Here is a 12,623-nt window from a genome sequence, read left to right as displayed (position 1 = left end):
GCGTTGACCCGCTTTCCGCGTACGTGTGTTCTGTCGGGAGCGGAAAGCGGGTCAATGCTGCGGCCGGCGTGAGCATCGGTAGGCAAGAGGGGCAGTTGCGGCCGACGCGAGCATCAATAGGCAAGAAGGGCAGTTGCGGCCGGCGCGAGCATCAACAGGCAAGCGAGGTAAACGTCGGCCTTACCAAGGCAGCGCAGGCGCGATGTTCCCGGCGATACCGGCCGCGCGGCGCGTGGCGGCGTCGGCGGCTTCCGGGTGCGGCAGGATCCAGAAGTCCCCGGCCGCGACGCCCGTGAGAATACGCTCGGCGACAGCCTCCGCCGGCGTACCGCCTTCGATGCCCGCGCGCAAGAAACCGTTCATTTGCGCGACCCCGGCGGCCGACGCCTCAGTGAGCCCGCTCGCGATGCCCGTTGCAACCGGCCCCGGGCAGACGACCGAGACCTTCAGCGGCAGACCGGCCGCAGCGATTTCCAGTGCCAAAGTTTCCGTCAGCGACACCACACCTTGCTTCGAAACCGTGTACGGCGCCAGATAGGGGCCGACGGCGATGCCGGCCATCGATGCCACGTTCACGATATGACCGCTGCCCTGGGCGAGCAGACGCGGCACAAATGCGCGATGCGCGTGCACCACACTCCACAGATTGATGTTGAGCGTGCGCTGCCACACTTCGGGTGCAATTTCCCAGCTATTGCCCGAAACAAGCACGCCCGCGTTGTTGATGAGCAGATCAACATGCCCCAGCGCCTCGAAACTGCGGACGCAGAGTGCCTCCACCGCATCGGCGCTCGAAACGTCCGTCGGAATGGCGAACACCCGCGCCTCGGGCGTTTCCAACTCGCGGCAGACCTGATTCAGGCGTTCGGCGTTGACGTCGGCCAGTGCGAGGGCGTAGCCCTGCGCGGCCAGGTGGGCGGCGAGCGCGCGGCCAAGGCCGCCGGCTGCGCCGGTGATGACTGCGGTTCGTTGGGACATGCGGCGTCTCCTGATGTCGTTGGAAAATGGCATTGAATGACGCGTATTTCTACCGGCACCACACGCCGCAAGCATCGTCCGTTTTGGTCGCATCGAGGAAAAATCCCCGGCGGCACCGAATGCAATATATCAGGCGGCCGTCAGTGAATACCCGCAGGCGAGGCCAATCTAATGCATTTAGACGAGGAGGTAACTGGCCCGTTTCCTATACATTGCCTGAGACGTCCCGAAATACAGTAGACCAGCCCGAAGCTGGCCGTTTTCAAGGGAAAACACCGAGACATCCGGCCGCTAGCTGAAGCCGATCAATTCTTATAATCAGCCGATCAATAAAAATAATATCGACGAACGGTGCGATCCGACACCGCAAAAAAAGTCCGCAACGCGCCACTGCGAACGGTGGCCGGTGCGGGCGGATCATGAAATAGGAGACGAGGTATGTTGATGGCCACTTCACGCAGCTACGACGAGGCCCCATCGTTTGCGCAGGCCATGCTGGCGATGCCGCAGTTCAGCGCGCTGATCGAGGAGATTTATCAAGGCCCGACGGAAGATGTGCCCTGGGGCACCGCGCTCGAGACGATGCGCCGCCTGCTCGGCGGGAGCCACGCCACGCTGATTCTGCGCCCCCCCGCAGCCGATCGCCCCGGTCTCATGATCAACGCCGCCCACGACGGCATTACGCCGGCGGCCGCCTCGTACAACAATTATTATTATTCGCTCGATCCGATCGTCAATCTGCCGGCCGACCGCGTCACGACCGCCGATGAACTCTTCGGTGCCGAGAAGTGGCTTTCCAGCGAGATCTACAAGCAGTTCCTGCGCGATCTGGACATTCGCTACGTCCTGGCGGCCGACATCCGCACGGAAGACGGCGTCGAGTGCCGATTCCGCGTTTCGCGCGGGCACACGGGAGAGGACTTCGGCGTGCGCGAGCGCGCTCTCCTGTCGATTCTGCTGCCGCACTTGAAGCGTGCCGTCGACCTGCACTCCCGGCTCGACCTGATCGAATCCGAACGCACGCTGTACGCGAACACCGTCGATCGCATGTTGGTCGGCACCGTGATTCTCGACGATACCGGCACGATCCTGAAGACCAATGCGGCCGCACAGGAAATTCTCAGTCATCACGACGGCATCCGCATCAACAATGGCGCATTCGACTTCAACTACGCCCAGGAACAACGCCAGTTCCAGAAGATGATCAAGCAGATGCTGGCGCCGCAACCCGCGGGCGCGGTGCAACCTGCGATGATCGAGGCAATGTCGATCACGCGCCCGTCGGGCAAGGCAAAGCTCGGCCTCCTGATTCGCGCAATCCCGTTTGCCGAATGGTCGGAAGAGAACAAGTGGCGCCCGGCCTGTGTCGTGTTCATCCGGGATCCGGAGTGCCGCTCGGATGCCTCGCGCGAAGTCATGCGCAAACTCTTCGACTTCACCCCTGCGGAAACGTCCCTCGCGCTCCTGATGGCGAACGGCTACTCCGTCGAAGATGCGGCGGATGACCTCGGCATCAGCAAGAACACGGCGCGCGCGCATCTGCGTGCAATCTTCTCGAAGACGGGGGTCACCCGTCAGGCCACGCTGGTCCGGACGCTGCTCTCCAGCGTCATTTCACTCGGCTGATCAAAGCACCGGCCCATCCCCCAGAAGGGGGATGGGCGTCAGAGCTTCGCGCTCACGACGAATGGCATGCCTGCGGGATCCTTGAGTACGGCGCGCCACTCGTGCGGCCCTTTCTCCAGCGCGCGGGTGACCGTCGCCCCTGAAGCTGTGGCGGCATCGATCGCTGCGTGCAGGGCGTCGAGCGATTCACACGCATAGCCGAGCGCCGGCACGTCGACAAGCCGCTCTTCCCCGGCAACCAGCGCCAGCGTGATTCCTCCCGCATCGATTGCGCAATAACGATCTCCATCGCGAAACTTCACGGCCAGCTTGAGCGTGTCCGCATAGAAGCGCACGCATGCGTCGAGATCGTCGACCGGGTGAATGACCAGTTTGGCTTTCATATCCGTCCTCCGGCAAATGCCGAAATGTCCCGCCTGAGCGAAACAGGTTAATTAACTTGGCAATGCGATTTGAAAATCGCTGAAAGTGCATTGCATCTTAGGGATTTCGGGAAAGATTTGCGTAATCCAAACAGACGTTGTTGAAAAATTCCGCAAATTTCAAACTGTGCCTCAATCGGCCAATGTGCCGGGCGAGGCAAACGAAGACGCGAATGGCTCGCGATTCCTGAAAAATATCCAGCATTTGAAATTGGAGACTGGCGATGAAGTTCTCACTGATTTACGAAGCGCAGACGGTCGATGCATCGCGGGCCGGCGATCACAAGGTTTTCGACGAGATCATGGAACAGGTCGAACTCGCCGAAGAGAAGGGCTTTGACGTGATCTGGGCGGTGGAGCACACCGCGCTGACCAACTACGCCCACATGAGCGCGCCCGAGACCTTCCTCGCCTTCGTAGCCGGGCGCACCAAGCGCATCGGCATCGGGCACGGTGTCGTGTGTCTGCCGCCGGCCATGAACCACCCGGTGAAGGTCGCCGAACGCGTGGCAACGCTCGACATCCTGTCCAACGGTCGCATGCATTTCGGCGTCGGCAAGGGCGGCACCCAGCAGGAAGCCGGCACCTTCGGCTATGACCTGAATACGTTGTATCCGATGATCGACGAATCCATGTACCTCATCCCCAAGATGTTCGTACAGGACGAAATCGAGCACGACGGTGAATTCATCAAGATCCCGCGCCGCCCGATTCATCCGAAGCCGCGTCAGGAGCCGCATCCGCCGATGTACATGGCGTGCACCAACACCGACTCGCTGGAGCGCGCTGGCGGACGCGGCATCGGCGCGCTCGTGCTCGGCTTTGGCGGTCCGGAAGACGTGGCGCGCAAGAACCAGGTCTATCGCGATGCCTGGGCCGCGCGCAAGCCCGAAGACCAGGTCGGCTTCCGTCCGCTGCAGCATCTGGCGGCACTGTGCCCGACCATCGTGCTCGAAGACGGTCTGGCCGCACGCAAGATCGGCATCAAGGGCCAGCGCTACTTCATGGAATCGCTCGCCTACTGGTACACCGGTGGCGAGAAGCCGAATCCCGACGCATGGGACGCTGAAAATTCCACCGAGGCCGATGCCGAAGGCAAAGCCGTCATCAAGACGAGCTTCGCCTCGGAAAAGGTGGCGGTCGACTTCAGCGATCCGGCGATGATGATGCTCAACCCGAACCATGCCTACGGCACGGTCGAGGATTGCATCGGCTACGTGCAACGCCTGATCGACGCCGGCGCGGACGAAATCCTGTTCATCTGCCAGATGGGCACCGTGCCGCAGTGGGCGCAGCTCGAGACGATCCGCAACATCGGTGAGCACGTGATTCCGCATTTCCGCAAGCAGGGCGTGAAACTGCGCGCAACCGCATGACAGCCCTCGCCCTCATCGCCGCCGCGCGCGAACTCGCGCCGGTGTTGGCCGGGCGCGCCGCCGCCGCCGAGGCGGCGGGGCGTATTCCGGGCGAGACGGTCGCCGACATGCAGGCGGCCGGCTTCTTCAAGGTCCTGCAGCCGAAGCGCTACGGCGGCGAGGAGCTCGATCCGCAGACGTTCTTCGAAGTCCAGATGGCCCTGGCGCAAGGCTGTATGTCGACGGCTTGGGTGTACGGCGTCGTGGGCGTGCACAACTGGCAACTGGCGCTGTTCGATGATCGCGCCCAGCAGGACGTCTGGGGCAAGAATCCGGAAACCTTGATCGCATCGACCTACATGCCGGTCGGCAAGGTGACGCCGGTCGAAGGCGGATTTCGTCTGTCGGGGCACTGGAAGTTTTCGAGCGGCAGCGAATTGTGCGACTGGATTTTCCTCGGCGCGCTCGTGCCGCCGGCGGTAGCGGGCGAACCGCCCGAGTACCGGACCTTCCTGTTGCCGCGCAGCGACTACCGCATTGAACGCAACTGGGACGTGATGGGCCTGCGCGCCACCGGGAGTCACGATATTCATGTCGACGATGCGTTCGTGCCGGCCTACCGCACTCACCGTTCGGTGGACGGCGCGAACGGCACGAGCCCGGGTTGCGCCGTCAACCCGTCGCCGTTGTATCGCTTGCCGTTCGCGCAGATCTTCGTGCGTGCGGTGTGTACCGCGTGTATCGGCGCGCTCGAAGGCGGACTGGACGACTTCCGCCGTTATGCAGACGGGCGCGTGAGCGCAAATGGCGGCACGAAGACGGCGGAGGATCCGGGCGCGCAAGTCGCGTGCGCCAACACGGCCGTGGCCATCGACGAGATGAAAGTGCTGCTGCGCCGCAATTTCGACGAATTGCTCGCCAGCGCCACGCGCGGCGAAACCGTCGACATGACCCGGCGCACGCATTTCCGTTATCAGTCGGCGCAAGTGGCCGAGCGTTGTGCGCAGCTGGCCAATCAACTGCTGCGCTACGCGGGCGGCAACGGCATCTATCTGAGCAACCCGCTCGTGCGCCGGTTCCTCGACCTGCACGCTGCACGGGCGCATTACGCCAACAACGTGGACCGTTTCGGACAGAATCTCGGCGGCGTGCTGATGGGGCGTCCGAACGGCGATTATTTCCTGTAGGGCGATGGCGGCCGGCACGACGCCGGCCTTGTCCATCGAATAAAGATCACAAGGAGACATAGGCATGGGACAACGCGTCGAAGGCAAGATTGCCATCGTGACGGGTGCCGCGAGCGGCGTAGGCAAGGAAGACGCACTGCTGCTCGCGCGTGAAGGCGCGCGCGTGGTCATCACCGACCTCAACGAGGAAGCCGGCCGCGCCGTCGCGCGCGAGATCGGCGATGCGGCACTGTTCGTGCGTCACGACATCGCCAATGAGGCGGACTGGCGTGCCGTAATGGCGGCGACCGCCCAACGTTTCGGCGCGCCCGACATCCTCGTCAATAATGCGGCGATCCTGGCCGTCGGTTCCATCGAGGACACCACGCTCGAGCAATGGCAAAGGATGCTGCGCATCAATGCCGACGGCTACTTCCTGGGCTGCCAGAATGCAGTGGCGGCGATGAAGGAGAAGGGCGGGTCGATCGTGAACATGTCGTCGGTCGCAGCGCTTGGCGGCATGGGCATGTTCTGCGCGTACAGCGCGAGCAAGGGCGCCGTGGCGGCCCTGACACGCGCAACGGCGTCGTACTGCAAGCAAGTCGGCTACAAGATCCGCTGCAATTCCGTGCATCCGGACGGGATCCTTACGCCGATGACCCTCGCATTGCTGCCGGCCGACGGCGGGGCGACCGAACTCGCGACACAAGGGGCAACGGACCCGATGGCGCGCATGTGCTCGCCGCAGGACGTGGCCAATCTGGTGCTGTTCCTCGCGTCCGACGAGTCCCGCTTCGTCAACGGCGCCGAGATGCGCATCGATAACGCCCAGATGTTGATGGGCGTGGCGTAACACGAACGGCATCGGGGCGGCCGGCAGCAGGCTTGGCCGTAGTCCCGATGCCGCGCGAGGCAGCAGGAAGATCCGTCAGGAGAAGCGCGGATGCATCTCGACTACACCCCACGACAGCATGCCTTGCGCGCCGAAGCCGAGGCGTGGCTTGCCGAACATGTGCCACAGGCACCCCTGGCGAGCTTTGATACCGCCGAAGGCTTTGCGCAGCATCGCGCATGGGAGCGCACACTTCATGGTGGACGCTGGAGCACGCTCGTCTGGCCGCAAGCCCTCGGCGGGCGCGGCAGCGATCTCGTCGACTGGCTCGTGTTCGAGGAGGCGTATTGGCGCGCCGGCGCGCCGGCGCGCGTGAACCAGAATGGCATCTTTCTGCTCGGGCCGACCCTGATGGCCTTCGGGACGCCGGCACAGCAGGCACGCTTTCTGCCGCCGACCGCCGCCGGAGAATTCATCTGGGCGCAGGGCTGGTCCGAACCGGAATCCGGCTCCGATATCGCGGCGATACGCGCGAGCGCGATCCGTCACGGCGATCACTACGTTCTCAACGGCCAGAAAATCTGGTCGACGCGCGCTGTCTGGGCAGACTGGCTGTTCGGCCTGTTCCGCAGCGATCCGGTGGCCTCGCGCCATCACGGCTTGAGCCTGATGCTCGTGCCGCTCGACAGTCCGGGCATAACGGTGCGTCCGATTCGTCAGCTCAACGGGCTGACCGGCTTCGCCGAAATCTTCTTCGACAACGTCGTCGTCCCGATCGAGAACCGTGTCGGCGCCGAAGGCGCGGGTTGGCAAGTGGCTAACGCCACGGCGGCGTTCGAGCGCAGCCTCATGTTGCGTTCGCCCGCCCGGTTTCAGCAGACGGCCGCCGCGCTGCGCGATCTTTACGCCGAACGGCACGACGGCCCGTGCGGCGACCCGGCTGTGGAGGATGCTGTGCTGCAAGCCTGGATGGACGCCGAGGCCTACACGCTTTCGACCTATTCCACGGCCGGTCGCCTGCACAAGGGCGGCGACCTCGGCGACGAAGCAAGCGCTAACAAAGTGTTCTGGTCGGAACTCGACCTGCGCATGCACGACACGGCGATGACGTTGCTCGGGCCGCACGCCGAATGCTGGCCCCGCGAAGGTGCAGGAAGTGCCAGTGGCGCTGCGCCCGACCATTGGCTGGATGGCTTCCTGTTTGCCCAGGCCGGGCCGATCTATGCCGGCACCAACGAGATCCAGCGCAACATCGTGGCCGAGCGTTTGCTTGGCCTGCCGCGCGGCTGACGCATCGGAACCTACGGGGGAAACACGCGAATGGACTTCACTTTCGACGCCGAGCAGACCCGCTTCATCGAGGCCGTGCGGCGCGTGCTCATGCTGGAGATGACCCCGGAGCTGATTCGCGAGCTTTGGGAGCGCGACACCGGCCGCTCCGATACCTTGTGGCGGCTGTTTGCCGCGCAGGGCTTGTGCGGCGTTCAGGTGCCCACGGCGCAGGGCGGGTTGGGCTTCGACGAGACCACCTGGGCGCCGCTGGCTGAAGCGTGCGGCTACTTCGCCGTGCCGGAGCCGCTGTTTGACACGGCGCTTGTCGCGGCCGGCCTGTTGCGCGATCTGTGCGAGGGTGGCGACGTTACCGTACAAGCCGAGCGCGACCGTTGCCTGACGCTGCTCGATCGCATCGCAGCAGGGCGCGCGCGCGTGGCGGTGATGCATCCGTCGCAACCGTTTGTGTCCGACGCCCATGTGGCCGACGCATTGATCTGCCACCACGAGGGTGCGCTGCACCTGGTGACGAAGCACAACATGCGGCTTGTGCCGCAAACGAGCGTTGACCCGTCACGCCGCTTGTTCATCCTCGACGGTGCACCCGCGGCCGAGTCGCGCCTGCTGACGGCCGACGCATCAGCCGCGCACTGGGATCGCGCATTCGACCGCGCCGCGCTGGCTGTCGCCGCGCAACTGCTGGGCCTGGCGCAGCACATGCTGGATCTGGCCATCGATCATGCGGTGCAGCGCAAGCAATTCGGCAAACCGGTCGGCGCGAATCAGGCGGTCAAGCATGCACTCGCCGACGTCGCGATACAGCTCGATTTCGCACGCCCGGTGCTGTACCGCGCCGCGTACGCGCTGGCCAACCGTCACGCCCTCGCGCCGACGCACGTCTCGCACGCCAAGCTCGCGGCCATGCGCGTGGCGCGTCTCGCGGCACGGCACGCGATGCAGGCGCATGGCGCGATCGGCTACACGTGGGAACTTGATTTGCAGATGTTTGCCAAGCGCGCATGGGCGCTGGCCGGCACGTGGGGCGACAGCGCGTTTCACAAGCGCCGCGTCGCCATGCACGTGCTGGGGCGCACAGCGCTTGGCACGCTTACGCCGATCGGACCCGGCAGCACGTTTGCCGCGGGACCGTGAGGCAGGTACAGGACAACACTGTTCAGGCGACGTTCGCGAATTCGTGTGCGACCGTCGCTTTTGTCGTTTGGAGAGAGGACGATGGGATTTGACCGTTTTGCGTTTTCGATGGAGCAACAGATGATTCGCGACAGCGCGGCCGAAGTCTTGGCTGCGCAAAGCGACAGCGCGGCCGTACGGCGCATCGTGAACGCACGCAGCGAAGACGCCGGCGCGCCGGATGACGACGCCCTGTGGCAAACGCTCGGCGGCGAACTCGGCTGGTGCGGCCTGACCTTGCCTGAAGCGGTCGGCGGCGCGGGCTTGGGTGCGCTCGAGTCGGCGCTGTTGATGGAGCAATTGGGGCGTCATCTGGCATGCGTGCCGTATCTGTCGACGGTCTGCCTCGCCGCGCCCGCGTTGCAGGCGAGCCTGAGCGCAGCGGATGCCGCGCCGTGGCTCGAGGCGATCGCCGCCGGCAGCCGGCGCGCCGCGCTTGTCATGCCATGCGACGGCTTGCCGGCAGCGCTTTCAGGCGCAATTGCGCCCCACACCTTGCCGGTCCGTGCGCGCCGGGCCGGCAACGGCTTCGTGCTTGACGGACACGTCGCGCAGGTGCTCGATGCAGCGCAGGCCGATTGGCTTGTCGTCGCAGCACAGCTCGATGGCGCGACCGAGCCGGCGCTGTTTGTGCTTGACCGCACGGGCTTGCGTGACGATTCCCGTCTTCATATTTCACCGCTGGTCGCGTTCGACCTCACGCGCCCGGTCGCGTCGGTGCACTTTGACGGCCTGGCGGTCAAGGCGGCGGCATGCGTCGCGCAGGGACCGGGTGTGGCGCGAGGCTTGGCCTACGCACTCGCAAACGGCGCGCTCGCCATGGCGGCGGAGCAACTGGGCAGTGCGCAACAATGTCTCGACCTTACCGTCGAATACACGGCGACGCGGGTGCAGTTCGGCCGCGCCATCGCCTCGTTTCAAGCGGTAAAGCATCGCTGCGCCGAGATGATGATCGGTATCGAAGCGCTGCGCTCGCTGGTCTACGGTGCGGCGCGCGGACTCGACGATGCGTCGGGCGCGACAACCGACAACGGAGCCCCTTGCGTGCTCGCCGGCATCGATGCATGGCGCGATGTCGCTGCGGCGCACGCGTTGGCGATCGACGTCCAGCGCTTCTGCACGGGCGAAGCGATCCAGTTGCACGGTGGCGTCGGCTTCACGTGGGAATACGATCCGCAACTGCATTTCAAGCGTGCGCAGGCGTCGGCATCATGGTTCGGCGGCGCGGCGGCGACGCTCGAAGCGCTGGCGGGGCAGATGTCCGCCGATATGACGGCGGCGCATGGACACGGTGGCGCGACGGAGGTGAACGAGCGTTCGCCGCGCGGCGAATGTGGCACGGATACGCCCGACGATGCCGCATACGACGCGCACGAATCCGCGCTGCGAAAGGAAATCACGGCCTGGATGGACGCGCATCTTCGCGGCCGTTTCGCACCATTGCGTCATCGCGGCGGTCCTGGCGACGAAGAGGCGTATCCGGCGTTGCGCAAGGACTGGGAGCGTGAGCTGGCCGACGGCGGATGGACCTGTCTGGGGTGGCCGCAGGCGTGGGGCGGGCGAGACATGTCCGTTATGGATCAGGTCGCCGTGCAGGAAGAATATGCGCGCGCGGGCGGGCCGGGGCGTGCGGGGCACATCGGCGAAGGGCTCATTGGTCCGACCTTGCTCGCTTTCGGTACGGAGGCCCAGAAGGCCCGCTTCCTGCCGGGCATTCGCAACGGCACGGAGTTCTGGTGCCAGGGCTATTCGGAGCCGGGCGCGGGATCGGATCTGGCCAACGTGCGCACCCGTGCGGAACTGGACGTTGCGACGGGCGACTGGCGCGTGCATGGCCAGAAAGTGTGGACGTCGCTCGCCCACGAATCGGACTGGATTTTTGTGCTGGCGCGCTCGGAAGCGGGATCTGTGGGCAATCGCGGGTTGATCTTCCTGCTGATGCCGCTTGACCAGCCTGGCGTGGAAATTCGTCCGATTCGGCAGATGGGTGGCGGCGCGGAGTTCAACGAGGTGTTCTTCGACGGCGCGATCGCGAAGGCTGAACATGTCGTGGGCAAGCCGGGCGACGGCTGGCGCATTGCCATGGCGCTGCTCGGCTTCGAGCGGGGCATCTCGACGCTGGGTCAGCAAATGCACTTTGCGCACGAACTCGAGTGGATCGTTTCACTTGCGCGCGAACGCGGCGCGCTGCGTGACGCCCTGGTCCGTCAACGCATTGCACGCGCGTGGACGGGATTGCGCGTGATGCGATACAACGCCTTGCGGATGCTGGCGGGAGATGCCGCCGGAAGCGAGTCGGCAAATGCTGCGCCGGGCCGTGAAGCGCTCATCTACAAGCACTACTGGTCGAATTGGCACCGGGACCTCGGCCAACTCGCGCTCGACGTACTGGGCGCCGACGCCAACGTGATCGATGCTGACGATCCGCGCCGCATGCGTTTGCAGCAGATGGCGCTGTTTTCACGCGCGGACACGATCTACGCGGGGACCAACGAGATCCAGCTCAACATCATTGCCGAACGGGGGCTCGGCATGCCGCGCGAGCCGCGCGGGCAGGCGTGAACACGATGGTGTAGTGCTCGCGCGGCGGGGGCGTCTTATCGAAACAGACGATGCGCCGCGCGGACGACTGGCCGATAGTGAATATCACGACGCCGACATGGGGGGGCACCCCTTGCTGCGCGACCCCCGCGGGACGATGGCGACGACGCGTCGAACACAGACGCCGCGCCGGGACCGTCCCGGAACAAGCTGTATGGAGGAGACTTTCATGAAACGACTGATCGGCCTCGCGATGTCGCTGGCCGTCGTGGCGGCGGCAATTTTCGCGTTCGCGCCGCGCCCCCTGCCGGCGTTCCCGGCATCGAGCCTCAAACCCGACCGTCTGCAGATCAATGGCCTTGCGCGCGCGGGCGACCGGCTCGTGGCCGTGGGCGAGCGCGGCAAAATCCTCGTGAGCGACGACTCGGGGGCGCATTGGCGGCCTGCCGACGTCAAGCCTGACGCCGGCTCCACCCTGACGCAAGTCGCTTTTGCTGACGCCCGCGTCGGCGTGGCCGTGGGGCATGACGGCGTGATCGTCCGCACCGACGATGGCGGACTGCACTGGCGTCAGGTCCACATCGACGAGGCGCATTCCGACCCGTTGCTGTCCGTGTGGGGTGCGCCCACGGGAGAGTGGTTCGCGCTCGGCAGCTTCGGCGCACTGTTGCGTTCGCACGATGGCGGGCGCACGTGGCAGCCGTCGCCGCAGACGCCGGCGGCCGACCGGCATCTGAACGCGATGGCCAGCGACGCGCGGCACAACCTGATGATCGTTGGTGAAGCGGGCACGGTCCTGCGTTCGACCGATGGCGGTGCGCAGTGGGCGGCGGTGAAATCGCCGTACGCCGGTTCGCTCTACGGCGTACTGCCGTTGACCGATGGCGCGTGGGTAGCCTATGGCATGCGCGGCAACGTCCTGCGCAGCGAAGACTTCGGAACGACTTGGGAGCGTGTGGAACTGCCGGCGGCGGCATCGTTCTTCGGCGGTGCCCAATTGGCTGACGGGCGCATCGTACTCGTCGGGCAGGGCGGCACCGTGGCCGTATCCGGCGACGGCGGCCGTCATTTCACGACCGCCCCCGGCGGCGGCGCGATGAGCTTGTCTGCTGTCTTGCCGATGCCATCCGCAGCGCCGGGCGCTACGTCGTCCAACGTCCTGGTCGCCGGCGACGGCGGCCTGACCCCGTTGGCCTTGCCGCCGCGATGAACCCGTTGCGACGCGTGCGTTCGCAAGCCC

Annotated in this window: 10 protein-coding genes and 1 pseudogene; 9 read left to right on the top strand and 2 right to left on the bottom strand. The window is 65.2% G+C overall.

Annotated elements, in window-relative coordinates:
* Window positions 1–180: 180 nt before the first annotated feature.
* The gene (locus PTE30175_RS26050) at window positions 181–978 is read right to left on the bottom strand and encodes an SDR family NAD(P)-dependent oxidoreductase (RefSeq protein ID WP_150699971.1); all 798 of its coding nucleotides are present in this window, start codon (window positions 976–978) and stop codon (window positions 181–183) included.
* Between the two features lie 438 nt (window positions 979–1,416).
* Here PTE30175_RS26050 and PTE30175_RS26045 point away from each other — a divergent pair, with 438 nt between their 5' ends.
* Window positions 1,417–2,604, top strand: a complete 1,188-nt coding sequence (locus PTE30175_RS26045; RefSeq protein ID WP_150699970.1) for a helix-turn-helix transcriptional regulator — start codon at window positions 1,417–1,419, stop codon at window positions 2,602–2,604.
* 38 nt (window positions 2,605–2,642) lie between these two features.
* Here the strand turns inward: PTE30175_RS26045 and PTE30175_RS26040 are convergent, their stop codons facing one another.
* Window positions 2,643–2,987 (bottom strand): VOC family protein, encoded by a 345-nt coding sequence (locus PTE30175_RS26040; RefSeq protein WP_150699969.1) that lies wholly within the window; start codon window positions 2,985–2,987, stop codon window positions 2,643–2,645.
* A gap of 263 nt (window positions 2,988–3,250) precedes the next feature.
* Here PTE30175_RS26040 and PTE30175_RS26035 point away from each other — a divergent pair, with 263 nt between their 5' ends.
* The 8 genes and pseudogenes from PTE30175_RS26035 to PTE30175_RS26005 all read left to right on the top strand — a co-directional run bounded on the left by PTE30175_RS26035 (window position 3,251) and on the right by PTE30175_RS26005 (window position 12,593).
* On the top strand, window positions 3,251–4,402 hold the full coding sequence (locus tag PTE30175_RS26035) for an LLM class flavin-dependent oxidoreductase (RefSeq protein ID WP_150699968.1): 1,152 nt from the start codon (window positions 3,251–3,253) through the stop codon (window positions 4,400–4,402).
* Window positions 4,399–5,568 carry an acyl-CoA dehydrogenase family protein gene (locus PTE30175_RS26030; RefSeq protein WP_150699967.1) on the top strand — a complete coding sequence of 390 codons (1,170 nt, stop codon included), beginning with the start codon at window positions 4,399–4,401 and terminating at the stop codon, window positions 5,566–5,568. Before PTE30175_RS26035 ends, PTE30175_RS26030 begins: the two co-directional genes overlap by 4 nt.
* A 64-nt stretch (window positions 5,569–5,632) precedes the next feature.
* Entirely contained in the window at window positions 5,633–6,400 is a 768-nt protein-coding gene (locus tag PTE30175_RS26025; protein WP_150699966.1) for a glucose 1-dehydrogenase, read from the top strand.
* 90 nt (window positions 6,401–6,490) lie between these two features.
* Window positions 6,491–7,669, top strand: coding sequence for an acyl-CoA dehydrogenase family protein (locus PTE30175_RS26020; protein ID WP_150699965.1), 1,179 nt, complete (start codon window positions 6,491–6,493; stop codon window positions 7,667–7,669).
* 30 nt (window positions 7,670–7,699) lie between these two features.
* Window positions 7,700–8,803: an acyl-CoA dehydrogenase family protein gene (locus PTE30175_RS26015; RefSeq protein WP_150699964.1), complete on the top strand. Its 1,104-nt coding sequence runs from the start codon at window positions 7,700–7,702 to the stop codon at window positions 8,801–8,803.
* Between the two features lie 81 nt (window positions 8,804–8,884).
* Window positions 8,885–10,069: pseudogene (locus tag PTE30175_RS28915) on the top strand (acyl-CoA dehydrogenase family protein); the annotation flags it as partial.
* A gap of 156 nt (window positions 10,070–10,225) precedes the next feature.
* Window positions 10,226–11,404, top strand: a complete 1,179-nt coding sequence (locus PTE30175_RS28910) for an acyl-CoA dehydrogenase family protein (RefSeq protein ID WP_224788985.1) — start codon at window positions 10,226–10,228, stop codon at window positions 11,402–11,404.
* Window positions 11,405–11,612: 208 nt separating this feature from the next.
* Window positions 11,613–12,593 carry a WD40/YVTN/BNR-like repeat-containing protein gene (locus PTE30175_RS26005; RefSeq protein ID WP_150699963.1) on the top strand — a complete coding sequence of 327 codons (981 nt, stop codon included), beginning with the start codon at window positions 11,613–11,615 and terminating at the stop codon, window positions 12,591–12,593.
* Window positions 12,594–12,623 lie beyond the last annotated feature (30 nt).

The organism is Pandoraea terrae (assembly GCF_902459695.1).
Taxonomy (GTDB): Bacteria; Pseudomonadota; Gammaproteobacteria; order Burkholderiales; family Burkholderiaceae; genus Pandoraea; species Pandoraea terrae.
This window is presented reverse-complemented; position numbering and strand designations above follow the sequence as displayed.